Annotated in this window: 14 protein-coding genes; 5 read left to right on the top strand and 9 right to left on the bottom strand. The window is 71.2% G+C overall.

Annotated features, from left to right (window positions below; all coding sequences use genetic code 11):
- Positions 1-3: 3 nt before the first annotated feature.
- Both ACH4YP_RS10805 and pdhA read right to left on the bottom strand, forming a co-directional pair.
- A complete protein-coding gene (locus ACH4YP_RS10805; RefSeq protein WP_361064847.1) occupies positions 4-984 on the bottom strand; it encodes an alpha-ketoacid dehydrogenase subunit beta in 981 nt (326 codons plus the stop codon).
- A 2-nt stretch (positions 985-986) separates the two neighbouring features.
- Positions 987-2,162: a pyruvate dehydrogenase (acetyl-transferring) E1 component subunit alpha gene (gene pdhA, locus ACH4YP_RS10800; protein ID WP_361064849.1), complete on the bottom strand. Its 1,176-nt coding sequence runs from the start codon at positions 2,160-2,162 to the stop codon at positions 987-989.
- A gap of 378 nt (positions 2,163-2,540) precedes the next feature.
- On the opposite strand from pdhA, the gene ACH4YP_RS10795 reads away from it, so the two are divergent.
- The 3 genes from ACH4YP_RS10795 (at position 2,541) to ACH4YP_RS10785 (ending at position 4,958) form a co-directional block, all read left to right on the top strand.
- Entirely contained in the window at positions 2,541-3,203 is a 663-nt protein-coding gene (locus ACH4YP_RS10795) for a response regulator (protein ID WP_398490257.1), read from the top strand.
- A 261-nt stretch (positions 3,204-3,464) separates the two neighbouring features.
- Positions 3,465-3,887 carry a pyridoxamine 5'-phosphate oxidase family protein gene (locus tag ACH4YP_RS10790; RefSeq protein ID WP_361064855.1) on the top strand — a complete coding sequence of 141 codons (423 nt, stop codon included), beginning with the start codon at positions 3,465-3,467 and terminating at the stop codon, positions 3,885-3,887.
- Between the two features lie 45 nt (positions 3,888-3,932).
- Positions 3,933-4,958, top strand: coding sequence for a phosphotransferase (locus ACH4YP_RS10785; protein WP_398490255.1), 1,026 nt, complete (start codon positions 3,933-3,935; stop codon positions 4,956-4,958).
- Between the two features lie 140 nt (positions 4,959-5,098).
- Here the strand turns inward: ACH4YP_RS10785 and ACH4YP_RS10780 are convergent, their stop codons facing one another.
- Positions 5,099-6,661 (bottom strand): protein kinase, encoded by a 1,563-nt coding sequence (locus ACH4YP_RS10780; RefSeq protein ID WP_361064860.1) that lies wholly within the window; start codon positions 6,659-6,661, stop codon positions 5,099-5,101.
- Positions 6,662-7,009: 348 nt separating this feature from the next.
- Here ACH4YP_RS10780 and ACH4YP_RS10775 point away from each other — a divergent pair, with 348 nt between their 5' ends.
- Positions 7,010-8,650 carry a protein kinase gene (locus ACH4YP_RS10775; protein WP_398490253.1) on the top strand — a complete coding sequence of 547 codons (1,641 nt, stop codon included), beginning with the start codon at positions 7,010-7,012 and terminating at the stop codon, positions 8,648-8,650.
- 151 nt (positions 8,651-8,801) lie between these two features.
- On the opposite strand, the gene ACH4YP_RS10770 is transcribed toward ACH4YP_RS10775, so the two are convergent.
- Both ACH4YP_RS10770 and ACH4YP_RS10765 read right to left on the bottom strand, forming a co-directional pair.
- Complete coding sequence (locus ACH4YP_RS10770) at positions 8,802-9,344, bottom strand: bacterial proteasome activator family protein (RefSeq protein ID WP_143641401.1); 543 nt, start codon at positions 9,342-9,344, stop codon at positions 8,802-8,804.
- Positions 9,345-9,444: 100 nt separating this feature from the next.
- Positions 9,445-10,020, bottom strand: coding sequence for a PadR family transcriptional regulator (locus tag ACH4YP_RS10765; protein WP_361064866.1), 576 nt, complete (start codon positions 10,018-10,020; stop codon positions 9,445-9,447).
- Positions 10,021-10,175: 155 nt separating this feature from the next.
- Between ACH4YP_RS10765 and ACH4YP_RS10760 the strand changes: the two genes are divergently transcribed.
- A complete protein-coding gene (locus ACH4YP_RS10760; protein ID WP_398490250.1) occupies positions 10,176-10,637 on the top strand; it encodes a hypothetical protein in 462 nt (153 codons plus the stop codon).
- 41 nt (positions 10,638-10,678) lie between these two features.
- Here the strand turns inward: ACH4YP_RS10760 and ACH4YP_RS10755 are convergent, their stop codons facing one another.
- The 4 genes from ACH4YP_RS10755 to ACH4YP_RS10740 are packed head-to-tail and all read right to left on the bottom strand — an operon-like array spanning position 10,679 to position 15,292.
- Positions 10,679-11,659 (bottom strand): NAD(P)H-quinone oxidoreductase, encoded by a 981-nt coding sequence (locus ACH4YP_RS10755; protein ID WP_361064872.1) that lies wholly within the window; start codon positions 11,657-11,659, stop codon positions 10,679-10,681.
- A 47-nt stretch (positions 11,660-11,706) separates the two neighbouring features.
- On the bottom strand, positions 11,707-12,804 hold the full coding sequence (locus tag ACH4YP_RS10750; protein WP_361064875.1) for a potassium channel family protein: 1,098 nt from the start codon (positions 12,802-12,804) through the stop codon (positions 11,707-11,709).
- Positions 12,801-14,258 (bottom strand): molybdopterin molybdotransferase MoeA, encoded by a 1,458-nt coding sequence (locus ACH4YP_RS10745; protein ID WP_398490248.1) that lies wholly within the window; start codon positions 14,256-14,258, stop codon positions 12,801-12,803. The genes ACH4YP_RS10750 and ACH4YP_RS10745 overlap by 4 nt, the downstream gene beginning before the upstream one ends.
- The gene (locus tag ACH4YP_RS10740) at positions 14,255-15,292 is read right to left on the bottom strand and encodes an NTP transferase domain-containing protein (RefSeq protein WP_398490246.1); all 1,038 of its coding nucleotides are present in this window, start codon (positions 15,290-15,292) and stop codon (positions 14,255-14,257) included. Before ACH4YP_RS10740 ends, ACH4YP_RS10745 begins: the two co-directional genes overlap by 4 nt.
- Between the last annotated feature and the right edge of the window lie 75 nt (positions 15,293-15,367).

The raw sequence follows: 15,367 nt of genomic DNA, 5'->3' as shown, positions 1-15,367 counted from the left end.
TCCTCAGTACGCCAGCGAGCGGTCGACGGCGTCGAGCACCCGGTCCAGGCCAGGCAGGTACTCGTCCTCCAGCCGTGCCGGCGGGTACGGGGCGTGATAGCCGCCGACCCTCAGCACGGGCGCCTCCAGGTGGTAGAAGCACCGCTCCGTGATCCGGGCCGCGATCTCCGCGCCCGTCCCCAGGAACACCGGTGCCTCGTGGACCACTACCAGGCGGCGGGTCTTCTCGACCGAGGCCTGGATGGAGTCGAAGTCGATGGGGGACATGGACCGCAGGTCCACCACTTCGAGGGACTTGCCCTCCTCCTGGGCGGCGGCCGCGACCTCCTGGCAGACCTTCACCATCGGCCCGTACGCGGCCAGCGTCAGATCGCTGCCCTCGCGCACCACGCGCGCCTTGTGCAGCGGGCCGGGAATCGCCTCGCGGTTCACCTCGGACTTGTCCCAGTAGCGCCGCTTGGGCTCGAAGAAGATCACCGGGTCGTCGCTCTGGATGGCCTGCTGCATCATCCAGTACGCGTCGGAGGCGTTCGAGGGCGAGACGACCTTGAGGCCCGCGACGTGCGCGAACAGGGCCTCCGGGGACTCGGAGTGGTGCTCGACCGCGCCGATGCCGCCGCCGTACGGAATGCGGATCACGACGGGGAGCTTGATCTTGCCGAGCGCCCGCGCGTGCATCTTCGCTAGCTGCGTGACGATCTGGTCGTACGCGGGGAAGACGAAGCCGTCGAACTGGATCTCCACCACCGGGCGGTAGCCGCGCAGCGCGAGGCCGATCGCCGTGCCGACGATGCCCGACTCGGCGAGCGGGGTGTCGATGACCCGCTCCTCGCCGAAGTCCTTCTGCAGACCGTCGGTCACGCGGAACACACCGCCGAGCTTGCCGACGTCCTCGCCCATGATCAGGACCTTGGGGTCGGCGTCGAGGGCCGTGCGCAGCGATTCGTTGATCGCCTTCGCCAATGCCATCTTTTCCGCGGTCATCGCTACTTGCCCTCCCCTTCATCGGCGAACGACGCCTGATAGGCGGCGAACTGGGCCCGCTCCTCGTCGACGAGCGCGTGCCCGTCCGCGTACACGTTCTCGAAGATGGCGAAGTGGTCCGGGTCCGGCATGGCGCGGACCACTTCGCGCACTCGCCTTCCCAACGCCTCGCTCTCGGCATCGAGTTCCGCGAAGAATCCCTCGTCCGCGTGGTTTGAGGTCTCCAGGTACGTGCGCAGGCGCTGGATCGGGTCCTTCGCCTCCCACGCCTCGCGCTCCTCGTCGGCCCGGTACTTGGTCGGATCGTCGGAGGTGGTGTGGGCGCCCATGCGGTACGTGTACGCCTCGACGAGGGTGGGCCCCTCGCCCCGGCGGGCCCGCTCCAGCGCCCACTTGGTGACGGCGAGGCACGCGAGGACGTCGTTGCCGTCGACGCGGACGCCCGGGAAGCCGTAGCCCTGCGCGCGCTGGTAGAGCGGCACGCGGGTCTGGCGCTCGGTGGGCTCGGAGATGGCCCACTGGTTGTTCTGGCAGAAGAACACGACGGGAGCGTTGTAGACCGCGGAGAAGGTGAACGATTCAGCGACGTCGCCCTGGCTGGAGGCGCCGTCTCCGAAGTACGCGATCACGGCCGAGTCGGCGCCGTCCTTGGCCACGCCCATGGCGTAGCCGGTGGCGTGCAGCGTCTGCGAGCCGATGACGATCGTGTAGAGGTGGAAGTTGTTGCTGTTCGGGTCCCAGCCGCCGTTGTTCACGCCGCGGAACATGCCGAGGAGGTTGGTCGGGTCGACCCCGCGGCACCAGGCCACGCCGTGCTCACGGTAGGTCGGGAAGACGTAGTCGTCCTCGCGGGTGGCCCGTCCGGAGCCGATCTGGGCGGCCTCCTGGCCGAGCAGCGAGGCCCACAGGCCCAGCTCGCCCTGGCGCTGCAGGGAGGTGGCCTCGGCGTCGAAGCGGCGGGTGAGCACCATGTCGCGGTACAGGCCGCGGAGCTCTTCGGGGGTGATGTCGGCTACGTACGCTGCGTACTCCGCGTATTCGCCATTCTTGACGCGCTTGCCCTCGGGCGTCAGCAGCTGTACGAGCTCGGGCTGGGCGCCCGGCGGCTTCTTCGCAGCGGTGCGCTTGGTACCGGCGCTGCGTCGCGGCTTGCGCGCGGCAGTGCTCTCCACGGTCACGTGTGCTCCTCCGTCGGTCCGGCCCCCGGGGTTGCCGGGTGACCAGTGCGGCTCGCCTGATCTCCGTACCCGCGCACGGGGTGGGTGCTCGGCCGGGAACAGGCGTGACAGGTGCCCCGGCGAGCGCCCTGCACACAGCACGTTACCCAGTGCTCCACATTTCTGTGAAACCCCTCCTGACCTGCGTTTTTGCTTGGATCTCCGAGTACTTTCCACTCGGACTCCCAAGCACTTCGCACCGATCCGGAACAGTCGCTGGTCAGAGCACTGGTTACAGCCTGGCAGGGGGCCGGAACACCGGCACGTTATCCCGGTCACCCCGGGGACGGGAAGAGTTCGACCGGGGCGGTCGGAAAGATCGTGTGTGAGACTGACTCCGTGCGCGAAGAAGGAAAAATCACTGTATTTCTTCTCGACGACCATGAGGTGGTCCGCCGGGGTGTGCACGAGTTGCTCTCGGTGGAGGACGACTTCGAAGTGGTCGGCGAGGCGGGTACGGCGGCCGACGCGCTGGCACGAATTCCGGCCACCCACCCGGACGTCGCCGTCCTGGACGTACGCCTGCCGGACGGCAGCGGGGTCGAGGTGTGCCGCGAGATCCGCTCCCGGGACGAAAGCATCAAATGCCTGATGCTGACGTCCTACGCCGACGACGAGGCCCTCTTCGACGCGATCATGGCGGGCGCCTCGGGCTACGTCCTCAAGGCGATCCGCGGCGAGGAGCTGCTCTCGGCGGTCCGTGACGTCGCCGCCGGCAAGTCCCTGCTCGACCCGGAGGCCACCGCCCGCGTCCTGGAGCGGCTGCGCGGCGGAGGCAGCGCCAAGGGCGACGCGCGGCTCGCGAGCCTCACCGACCAGGAGCGCAGGATCCTCGACCTGATCGGCGAGGGGCTCACCAACCGCGCGATCGGCGAGCGGCTCCATCTCGCCGAGAAGACGATCAAGAACTACGTATCCAGTCTGCTGTCCAAACTCGGCATGGAGCGGCGTGCGCAGGCGGCGGCCTATGTGGCCCGGATCCAGGCGGAGAAGCAGCGCTGAGCTTTCCGCGCTCTCCGTAGGACCGTGTCGAGTTCTCCGCGCTCTCCGTAGGACCGTGTCGAGAATTCCGCGCTCTCCGTGGGGCCGTGTCGAGTTTTCGGTGCTCTTCGTAGAAGCCGATCAGTGCTCCGCGGACGCCGTCCCTGACTCCGCAGCGGCCGTGCAGCACTCCGTAGAGGCCGTTTATTCGGGACTTATGTCCCTCCCCTGAGGGTCGGGCGCCCCTTTGTCCGTCTCCCGCGGTGCCGCACATTGAGAGGCATGCCGACCGACGAACAGCTCGCCGCCGGACTGCTCGGCCGCGTCGAGCACGGCCGCCTGGCGGCCAGCATGCGCGCGCTGCCCTTCCTGGCCACCGCCCGCCACATCGTCGTGGGCGGACGCGTCCTGCTGCGGATGCACAGGGGACACGGCCACCACAGCGCGTGCGCGGGAAGCGTCGTCGCGTACGGCGCGGACAACCTGGGCTCCCCGGGCGCGGGCGAGGGCCACTGGTCCGTCCAGGTCGTCGGCGTGTGCGAGACCGTCGAGCCGAGCGCCGCCCAGCTCGCGCTCTTCGGCCCGGCCCCGCGCCGCGTGGACGACGCGCCCTTCGAGCCCGTGTACCTGGAGGTCACACCGGAGTTCGTCACCGTGCACTCGACGGACGGTGGCCTGGAGCTTGCACACCGGCACTGTCCGTGACAAGCCCGAGGTCAACGACCTCTCCGGTGCCCTAACATCTGGCGCGTGCCGCGCTCATCTGTTTCGCCCGCCCTCTCCCCCGCACCCCCTCTGGGCGCCCTGCTGCGGCGATACGCCGCCGGGGCCCCGCTGGCCTGCGAACCCGTCGACGAGGGGCTGCTCAACCGCGGCTACCGCCTCGCCACCACCCGGGGCCGGTACTTCCTCAAGCACCATTTCGACCCCGAGACCGCCGACCCCGCCGCGATCGCCCGCCAGCACCGCGCGACCCAGCGCCTCGCCGACCTCGGCGTCCCGGTGGCCCCGCCGCTGACCGGCACCGACGGCCGCACGGTCGCCGTCGTCGGCGGTCACGCGTACGCGCTGCACCCCTGGATCGACGGACGCCACCGCAGCGGGGCCCAGCTCACCACGGAGCAGTGCCGGCGCCTGGGGGCGCTCCTGGGCGTCGTACACGCGTCCCTGGAGCGGGTGATGCCGCCGCGGCAGGCCGAGGAACGTGCGGAGAGCGCCGACCCCGCCGACACCTTCGCCCTCATCGACGGCCTGCTCGCCCGGGTGCGCCGCCGCCACCCGGCCGACGCCTTCGACGAACTGGCCCGCCACCGCCTCCTGGAGCGACGCGCCCTCCTGGAACGGCACGCGGACCGGTGGCCCCCGCAGGGCAGCTCGGTGGGCTGGGTGCACGGGGACTTCCACCCCTTCAACGTGCTCTACCGGGGAGACACCCCCGCCGCGATCGTCGACTGGGACCGGCTCGGCGTCCAGCCACAGGCCGAGGAGGCGGTACGCGCCGCGGTGATCTTCTTCGTACGCCCGGCCGGCACGCTCGACCTGACGAAGGTACGGGCCTACGCGCGCGCGTACCGGCGCTCCGCGCGTGCCACCCCCTCCGAACTCTCCGCCGCCGTGCACCGCGTGTGGTGGGAGCGGCTCAACGACTTCTGGATACTGCGCTGGCACTACGAGCGCGGGGACACCCGCGCCGACCCGCAGTTCCCCGCCGTCTCCGCGCTGGCGGTGTGGTGGACGCGGGAGTACGACGCGGTGTGCGAGGCGTTCGTGGGGTGACGCTCAGCCGTGTCCGTCACCTCGGCCGTCCCAGCCATGTCCGGCGCCTCGGCCGTGGGGCCCGTGAAACGGCACGCGCGCGTGGAGCCCGATTCCGGGTTCCACGCGCGCGTGGGATGTCCGTCGCGGAGGGGGGCGGGTCAGCCGAGCGGGCCGTCGCCCTCCTCGCCGGTTGGGCCGCCGTTGTCGCCCGGGTCCACCGGGTCGGACTCCGGGTCCGTCGGAGTCGTCTCCGTGTCCGTCGGAGTCGTCTCCTTGTCCGTCGGAGTCGTCTGCGTGTCCGTCGGCTCGCCCGTCGTGGGAGATGGGGTGTAGCTCGGCGATGGTTTGTACGACGGCGTGAAGTTCGAGTCGCCGCCCGTGCCGGTGTCCTGGTTCGTGGGCTCGTCCGTGGGCTCGTCGGACGGGCTCTCGCTCGGTGTCGTCTCCTTCTCGGTCTGCGAGGTGGTCGGCGTCTCCTTCGTGCCGCCCCCGCCACCGTTGCCGCCGCCGCCCTGCAGCGCCAGCGCGACCCCCGCCGCGATGGCGACCACCGCGAGGACCGCCAGGATCCACAGCTTGCCGCGGCCGCTGCCCCGGTTGCCGTGTCCCTCGAAGCCCCCGTCGTCGCCGCCTCCGCCACGGCCGGGCGGCAGCATCGGTGACGGGATCTGGGCGGTGCCCGAGTCACCGGGGTGCGGCAGCCCGGCGGAGCCCGCGAGGCCCATCGCCGGGGTGTTCACGGCCTCGTGCATCTCCACGGGGCCGGTGTTCCAGGTCCCGGTGTGGCCGCCCTGGTCGTACAGCATCTGCAGCCCGTACTGGGTCAGCCCGCGCATCTCCTCCGCGGTCTGGAACCGGTCGTCCGGCTCCTTCGCCAGGGAGCGCATGACCAGGCCGTCCAGCTCCGGCGGTGCCGCGTCCGAGACCTCGGAAGGGGGCACCGGGATGTCCTGGACGTGCTGGTAGACCACCGACAGCGGGGTCTCACCGGTGAACGGCGGCCGCAGCGCGAGGAGTTCGTAGAGGAGGCAGCCCGTCGCGTACAGGTCGCTCCGGTGGTCAACCGCCTTGCCGAGCGCCTGCTCCGGCGAGAGGTACTGGGGCGTGCCCATGACCATGCCGGTTTGAGTCATTGTCGACTGGACGCCGTGCAGGGCGCGCGCGATGCCGAAGTCCATCACCTTGACCGCACCGGTGTTGGTGATGATCACGTTCGCGGGCTTGATGTCGCGGTGCACGATGCCGTGCTGATGCGAATAAGCGAGCGCTTCCAGTACTCCGGAGACAATGATGAGTGCCTGCTCGGGCCCGGGCGCCTCGGCGTTGAGCAGCAGGTCACGGATCGTGCGGCCCTCGACGAGCTCCATCACGATGTACGGGACGACCTGGTGTCCGACCGCGTCCTCGCCGGAGTCGTAGACCGCCACCACCGCATGGTGGTTGAGCCCGGCCACCGACTGTGCCTCGCGCGTGAACCGCGCCTTGGAGACGGGGTCTTCGGCCAGGTCGGAGCGGAGTAGCTTGACCGCGACCGTGCGCCCCAGCCGGACGTCCTCGGCGGCGAACACCTCGGCCATGCCGCCCCGGCCAAGTCTGTGGGTCAGCCGATACCGGCCGTCCCCGACCAGCCCGCCGTTACCCCACAACTCCGGCGCATCTGACATACCGCCGCCAGTCGCCTCGGGGTCGGACGGGCCCTGAGCGCGCTGCTGCTGTGCCATCAGTCCTCGCCGTCGTTTCTGTCCGCACCGGTCGAAAGTACGCGCGGTGGTTGTTACGGTCTCCGTCGGGCCACGCTACAGCCTCCGCGCGAGAGGCCGACCCGTGATGGACCGGCCATGAAACCCACAGTCGGTCCGCAGGTGCAAATTCTGTGTACCGGCGGTACGGCACCTGTAACGCTTCCGCGACTCTTCTTTCGCGTACGGTCACGGAACGGGCACCGAGCTTGACGTGTCAGTGGCCTCCGGCAGACTTGGCCGGGAATAACACTAAGGATCACCGCCTCGGGGGCCACACCAGCAGCTTCGGCCCGCGTGACGGCGCACGCCGATGGGGGACGCAGAGACATGAGCCAGGACGGCGCACACGACCGGTACGCGGGGCGTTCGGTCGCCGGCGGGCGCTACCAACTGCGCGACCTGCTCGGCGAGGGCGGCATGGCCTCGGTCCATCTCGCGTACGACTCGGTGCTCGACCGACAGGTCGCGATCAAGACACTGCACACCGAGCTCGGCCGTGAGCAGGCCTTCCGCGAGCGCTTCCGCCGCGAGGCCCAGTCGGTGGCCAAGCTCACGCACACGAACATCGTCTCGGTCTTCGACACCGGCGAGGACGATCTGGACGGGTCGACGACTCCGTACATCGTCATGGAGTACGTCGAGGGCCGCCCGCTCGGCTCGGTCCTCGACCAGGACATCGCCCAGTACGGCGCGATGCCCGCCGACAAGGCCCTGAAGATCACCGCGGACGTGCTGGCGGCACTGGAGATCAGCCACGAGATGGGCCTGGTCCACCGCGACATCAAGCCGGGCAACGTGATGATGACGAAGCGGAACGTCGTCAAGGTGATGGACTTCGGCATCGCCCGCGCCATGCAGTCCGGTGTCACGTCGATGACGCAGACCGGCATGGTCGTCGGCACCCCGCAGTACCTCTCACCGGAGCAGGCCCTCGGCCGGGGCGTGGACGCCCGCTCGGACCTGTACTCGGTCGGCATCATGCTGTTCCAGCTGGTCACCGGGCGGCTGCCGTTCGAGGCGGACTCGCCGCTGGCCATAGCGTATGCGCACGTCCAGGAGGAGCCCGTGCTGGCCTCCTCCGTCAACCGCTCGCTGCCACCGGCCGTGGACGCGCTGATCACCCGCGCCCTGAAGAAGAACCCCAACGAGCGTTTCGTGAGCGCCGAGTCGATGCGCGACGAGTGCCTGCGCGTGGCCCAGTCGTTCCAGGCCGCACCGCCGAGCATCGTGCCGGGCGCCCAGACGTCGAGCGGCGCCGGCGTCGGCTCCGCGGTGTTCCCGCCGGTCGACCAGTCGGCCCAGGCTCCGCAGGGGAACGTACAGACGCCGTACCAGCCGGGCGCCTACGGCCCGCCGACCCCGGCGCACTCGTCCACGCCCCCGCCTTCGTACGGCTATCCGCAGCAGGGCGCCTACCAGACGCCGGCCCAGACCGCCGCGTACTCCCCGCAGCAGGGCTACTCGACCCCGCCGCCGTACACGATCACGCCGCAGCAGCCCTCGGCGCCCGCCTCCGGGGGCGGGCGCAAGAACAGAACGCCGGTGATCGTGGGCTCGATCGTCGTCGCGCTCGCCGCGGTCGGCGGGCTGATCGCCGCGCTGCAGCTGGGCGGCGGGGGCGACGACGACAAGGGTGGCGGCACCGAGTCCAGCCCGTCGGCGTCCGTGGTGGCCGGGCACAAGGGGCCGGACACGACGAAGAAGATCGAAGAGACCGAGTGCACGGAGCCCGAGGAGTCGTACAACGACGCCGACAAGATCAAGGTCCCGGACTTCAAGTTCAAGAACATGGACTCGGTGAAGACCTGCCTCCAGGCGGCGGGCTGGCGGTACGAGAACCAGCCGGTCGACGAGAACGCCTACGGCCAGAACACGGTCATGAGCCAGATCCCCGCCGCGGACTCGGACGTCGACCCCAAGAACATGCCCAAGATCCAGCTCTATGTGTCGACGGGCGATCCCGCCTGATTCCCTGACCGTTCGACTCAACGACCGTTCGGACAACGCGAAGACAACGCGAAGGGGCCCGGCATTTCTGCCGGGCCCCTTTCGTCCGCGCGCTGTTCGGAGTTGTGGGAGTCGTCGGAGTTACGGGTTCAGGTTCGGGGCACGGACTCAGTTACAGGTACGGACCCCCGACACGGCCGCCCGCACGCGGGTCGTCGTCGTCCTCGCCGCCGCCGACACCCGGCGGGAGCGCCCGGCGCATCGACTCCAGCTGGGCGCGGGCCGCCATCTGCTGGGCGAACAGGGTGGTCTGGATCCCGTGGAAGAGCCCCTCCAGCCACCCGACCAGCTGGGCCTGCGCGATCCGGAGTTCGGCGTCGGAAGGGATGCCGTCGTCCGTGAACGGCAGGGACAGCCGCTCCAGTTCGTCGACGAGGTCGGGAGCGAGCCCGTCCTCCAGCTCCTTGACCGAGCTGGCGTGGATCTCCTTGAGCCGGACCCGGCTCGCCTCGTCCAGGGGTGCCGCACGCACCTCCTCCAGCAGCTGCTTGATCATGCTCCCGATGCGCATGACCTTGGCGGGCTGCTCCACCATCTCCGTCACCGGGACCTCACGGGAGTCCTCGTCTCCTCCGCCGCCGAGAGCCATCCCGTCCTGGCCTACGACCAGGATCTGGGGGTTCTCCGGCGACCTTTCGTTCCTCGGCATCTCCATGCCGCCATTCTCTCGCACCCGCACACTTCATCACCCTGGTGCCCCCTCCCGGGCGTGATCCACCATGTACGTACCGACATGTGCGTACGGGCGGGGGGCGTCAGGCCGGCGGTGCCGGCGGCTGCGGCGGATCCGTGGCCGCCGCCTCCGCGAGCCGCAGCAGCCGGGCCTCGCAGTGGTCGAGCCACCGCAGCTCGGCCTCCGCACGGAAGACGAAGTGCTCAAGGACGAGCAGCCGGGCCACCTCGTCCCGGTGCCCGGGGCCCTCCGCGAGCGCCTGCGCCCGCAGCCGGGTGTACGTGTGCATCGCCTCCGACAGATACCGCCGCTGTGCCTCCACGATCGCCCCTGTGTCGGCCCCCGGCGCCCCGACCGCCATGGCCAGCTTGATCGCCAGCTCGTCGCGCGGCAGGTTCGTGCGCTCGACCGGACGCGTGAACCAGGACCGCAGCTCGGCCCGGCCCTCGTCCGTCAGCGCGTACAGCACGTGTCCGGCCTCGTCCGCGCCCTGCTGAACGACCAGACCGTCCCGCTCCAGCCGGCCCAGCGTCGTGTACACCTGGCCGATGTTCAGCGGCCAGGTGGAACCGGTGCGCGCCTCGAACTCGGTGCGCAGCCGCGAACCGTAGCGGGGCCCCCACTCCAGAATCGCCAGCAGACCGTGACGTATCGACATAACCGGTATCTGTACCCCGTACAGCTGTGGACGCCAAGGATGTCACTGAGGGTGACCGCTTCGGCACCTGGACGGCCGAGATGCCGGTGCGGGCGCCCCGTGTGACTCTGGTGCCGTCGATCTTGGTTCCTTCGCACCAGGAGGGGGTCACCGACGTGACTCCATGGCTCCGCCCCCTGCGCGTGACCGGTCTGCTGCTGGTCCTGCTGGCGGGCCCCGCTCCACTGTCGTACGCCGTCCCCCACGTCTCCTCGTACGAACCCGCGCCCGGCGAGTCACGGGCCGGCAGCCGGGCCGGGGAGGGACGCGAGCGGCCGGGCCGGTCACCCGCGCCCACGGAGGAGACGGCGGAAGAGGAGGCGCGGGAGGAGAACCCCGGGGTCGGTCACCCGGACGGTCCAGCGGACGGTGAGCAGTCGGAGGGCGCTGTCGCCCCCGAGACGCCCGGGAACACCGCGCCGGGGTCCCACCCGCCCGTCGATGCCGAGCAGGCCGCCGGCCGCCACGTACGCGCCTCGGAACCCGTCCTGCGGGTCCTGCCCCTCGGCAGCGGGCTGGTCCTCATCGGTCTGGGCCTCGGCCTCACGTTCGTCGCACTGCGCGTACGGCGGGGCTGAGGCGGGGCCGGCCGAACCCCGGCCCCGCCCTCCGCCGAGTCCTACGGGAGCGTGAGCAGCACCTTGCCGATGTTCCCGCTCTCCTCCAGCACCCGGTGCGCCGCGGCCGCGTCGCTCATCGGCAGTTCGCGGTCGACCACCGGACGTACGTGGCCCGCGGAGACCAGTGGCCAGACGTGTTCGCGTACGGCCGCGACGATCGCCGCCTTCTCCCCGGCGGGACGGGCGCGCAGCGAGGTCGCGGTGACGGCTCCGCGCTTGCCCAGGAGCGTCGCGATGTTCAGCTCGCCCTTGATGCCGCCCTGCATGCCGATGATCGCGAGCCGTCCGTTGACCGCGAGGGCCTTGACGTTGCGGTCCAGGTACTTGGCGCCCATGTTGTCGAGGATGACGTCGGCGCCCGCCCCGTCGGTGGCCGCCTTGATCTCCTCGACGAAGTCCTGCTCGCGGTAGTTGATCAGCACGTCCGCGCCGAGCTCGGCGCAGAAGTCCAGCTTCTCCTTGCTGCCCGCGGTGACGGCGACCTTCGCGCCGACGGCCTTGGCCAGCTGGATCGCCATGGTGCCGATGCCGCTCGCCCCGCCGTGCACCAGGAGCGTCTCGCCGGGGCGGAGGTGGGCGATCATGAAGACGTTGGACCAGACCGTGCAGGTCACCTCGGGCAGCGCGGCCGCCTTGTCGAGCCCCACCCCCTCGGGCACCGGCAGCAGCTGCCCGGCCGGCACGGCCACCTTCTCGGCGTACCCGCCGCCGGAGAGCAGCGCGCACACCTCGTCCCCGACGGCCCACCCCGACACCCCGGCACCGACCGCCGCGATCCGCCCGGAGCATTCGAGTCCGGGGTACGGGGACGCGCCGGGCGGGGGATCGTAGAACCCCTGCCGCTGCAGCAGATCGGCACGGTTCACCGCGCTCGCCGCCACCTCGACCAGCACTTCGCCCTCTCCGGGCACCGGATCCGGGACCTCGTCCCACACCAGCGCCTCGGGCCCACCAGGTTCAGGAATAGTGATCGCTCGCATGCGGGCGAGGCTACTCCGGGCCTCCGGCCCTGCGGCTGTTCCTGCCGCTAGTCCTGCCTCAGTGGCCTCATGTCCGGTGCGACCTGGGTGTGCGGGGTGACCCGGATGATGGTGATCAGGCGGTCCGTCAACTGCAGCTTGCCGACGGCCGGATCGTCGTATCCGAGGACCCGGTGTCCTCGTACGACGCTCACCACCAGGTCCTCGGTCTCGCGGACGCCCTTGCCCACCTCGGCCTTTATGACGGGCCGTTCGACGATGTCGAGGCCGCTGCCCTGCTGGATGAGGTCCTCCATGACCATGCCCGCGCTGGGGCTGAGCACGGAGAGACCGAGGAGGCGGCCGGCCGCGCTGGCGCTGGTGATGACGGCGTCGGCGCCCGACTGCTTGAGCAGCGGCGCGTTCTCCTCCTCACGCACGGCGGCCACGATCTTCGCCCCGCGGTTGAGCTGCCGGGCCGTCAGCGTGACCAGCACGGCGGTGTCGTCGCGCTGGGTCGCGATGATGATCTGCCGGGCCCGCTGGACCTCGGCGCGGATCAGTACGTCACTGCGGGTGGCGTCGCCGACCACGCCCGCGTACCCGTCCGCCGTCGCCGCCTCGATCACCTTGAAGTTGGGATCGACGACCACGACCTGCTCCTTCTTCAGCCCCGTCGCGCACACGGTCTGAATCGCGGAGCGGCCCTTCGTGCCGAACCCGATGACAACGGTGTGCTCCCTCAAGGCGGTCCTCCAGCGGTTCAGTCGCCACTCCTCCCGGGTCCGTTCGGTGAGGACCTCGAGAGTGGTGCCGACCAGGATGATCAGGAACATCACGCGCAAGGGCGTGATCACGAAGATATTGGTGAACCGGGCGGCGTCACTGACGGGGGTGATGTCGCCGTATCCGGTGGTGGAGAGCGTGACGGTCGCGTAGTAGAAGGCGTCGAGCAGGTCGACCGAACCGTCCGAGTTGTCGTTGTAGCCGTCGTGGTCGGCGTAGACGATGAGGGCGGTGCCGACCAGCACGAGCAGCGCGATGGTGACCCGTTTGGCGACCTGCCTCAACGGATGTTCCACCCGTCGGCGAGGCAGTTTCACCCGACGGGTGACGACGCGTTCGTCCGCGTGACGGGCGATGGCGTCCTGGCCCGGAAGTTTCACGTGAAACACACCCCGATCCCGGCCGTGGCCCAGGGCAGGTCGAGAATCTCCAGCTCCTGGCCGGGGCGTGCCCCGCCGGGCGGCACGACCGCGAGCGCGTCGGCCACGGCGATGCCCCGCAGCATGGCCGGTCCGTTGTAGTGCAGCGGCACGGCCCGGTCCTCGCGCAGGACGACGGGGATCAGCCGGGTGTCGTACGGGTGGCCGTGCACGGTCTCCTTCAGGGGCAGCGTGTATGTCTCCGGGGCAGCGCGTCCCGCGAGGGTGCGCAGCAGGGGTTCGGCGAGCGTGAGCAGGCCGGAGACGGCGGCGAGGGGGTTGCCGGGGAGGCCGACGAGGTGCTGCTTCTCCTTGGTGCGGGCCAGGAGCATGGGGTGGCCGGGGCGCACCTTGACGCCGTCCACCAGGAGTTCGGCGCCGAGGCGGCGCAGGGTGGGGTGCACATGGTCGACGGGTCCCGCGGCGGTGCCGCCGGTCGTGACGACGAGGTCGGCGTCGGAGTTCCTCAGGGCCTTGTGGAGGGCTTCGGCGTCGTCACCGAGCCTGCGTACGGCGATGACGTCCGCGCCGAGCGCGCGCAGCCAGGACGGCAGCATCGGGCCGAGCGCGTCCCGGATCAGTCCGTCGTGGGGCAGGCCCTCGGTGAGCAACTCGTCCCCGAGGACGAGGACTTCGGCGCGGGGCCGGGGGAGGGCCGAGACGGTGTCGTATCCGGCGGCCGCGGCGAGCCCGAGCACGGCCGGGGTGACGACCGTGCCGCGCTGCAGCAGGGGATCGCCGGAGCGGCATTCCTGGCCCCGGGGGCGGATGTCCTGCCCGGGCACGACCTCCCGGGTCGCGTGGAGCCGTTCCTTCTCGTCGGTGCGGCCGTGCTCGCTGCGGATCACCGCGGTGACGTCCTGCGGGATCCGCGCGCCGGTCGCGATACGGACGGCCTCGCCATCGGTCAGGCGCTCGTGCTCGGCGTGGCCCGCGAGGACTCCCTCGGCCCGGACGGCCCAGGGGCCCGGCCCGGCGACGGCCCAGCCGTCCATCGCGGAGGTGTCGAACGACGGGAGGTCCGTGAGGGCGGCGAGGGGAGCGGCGAGTACGAGGCCCAGCGCGGCGTCGAGGGATACGGAGACGGGGGCGTCCGGCCTGCGGGGGGCCCGCCCGGCGAGGGCGCGGGCCTCGGGCCAGGGGGTGGCCCTGTGGTGGCCGTGCTCGGCCGTGTGAGCCCGGGAGGGTCCGTCGGCGGTTCCGTCGGCGGTGTGCTCCCCGTGCGTACGGCTGCCGTCTCGCGGTGACGGCTCACGGTTCCCGCCTCGCGGTGACGGCTGGGGCCCGGCGGGAGAACCTCCAGTGGCTCCGGAGCCGTCGGGCACCTGAGCACCGCCTTCCTTGGCCAGGGCGAGTGCCTCCTCCACGTCGAGGTCGTCGAGGCCGGCCTCCTCGTACTGCCGCGGGGCGGTCATCCGGCGTCCGGGCGGGCTTCGGGAGTCCCGGTCCCGGCGCCAGTGTCCGTGCCGCCGCCGGTGCCGGGCGGGGCCGTCGGGGGTGGTGCGGTGCCGTCGTCCGCCTCGGCCTCCGCCGCCCAGCGCAGCGCCAGTGCCGTCGCCTTGCGGGCGGCTTCCGCGACCGCCTCGGGGCCCCCCTCGGCCTGCGCGGCCGCGTATCCCACGAGGAACGTGGTCAGCGGTGCCGCCGGGCGGGCCACTCCGTGCGCGGCGTCGCGGGCGAGGTCGAGCAGGGTGCCGGTGTCGACGTCCAGGTCGATGCCGAGCTCGTCCTTGACTGCGGTAATCCATTCATCCAACACGTGCCCATGCTCCCTGATACGTGCCCGGGCGGCGGCGATGTCGTCCCAGGTGTCGCAGTCGAAGGACGCGACGGGGTCGGTGATACGGGTGAGTTCGAGCGCACCGGTGAGCCGACGCAGCGGCAGCCCGGTCAGTTCGCCGTGCTCGGCACGGAGGGCCGCCAGCTCGCGGCGAAGCGCCGCACTCCGGTACGCGGCCACCAGCGGCTGGTCCCGGCCGCCGGAGTCGGTGAGCAACACGCCCTCCGTGTCTGCCTCTTGAAGAGCGGTCAGCAGCCGCTCGACCGTCTTCTCGTCCAGGAAGGGCAGGTCGGCGGAGAGCACCACGACGTACGCGGCGGCGGTGAGCCGGAGGCCGGCGTCGAGGGCGGCCAGCGGGCCCGCGCCGGGCGGGTCCTCGCGCGCCCACTCCACCGGACGCGCGGTGGGCCGGGGCTCCGCGACGACCACGGTGACGGCCGCACCGGAGCAGGCGGCCAGGACGCGGTCGAGCAGCGCCCGGCCGCCCACGCGGACGCCGGGCTTGTCCGCCCCGCCGAGGCGGCGGGCGGCGCCGCCGGCGAGCACGACGGCGTCATGGCCGTCCGTGTGCCGGCCGTCGGCACCGAGCGCGCCGGAGGGCGCGGGTCCGACGGCGGAACCGGCTGCGCTGGAGGAACCGGGTGCGCTGGGACGCTCGTACGCGGTCACCCCACGAGTATGGGTGCCCGATGGATCATTTCCACCCCCGCGCACAGTATGTGGACGGGGGTGGTGACGAGGTCG

The sequence above is a fragment of the Streptomyces sp. NPDC020747 genome (assembly GCF_044334695.1).
Classification (GTDB): domain Bacteria; phylum Actinomycetota; class Actinomycetes; order Streptomycetales; family Streptomycetaceae; genus Streptomyces.
Note: the sequence above shows the minus strand (reverse complement) of the source record. Positions and strands in the feature narration are given on the sequence as shown.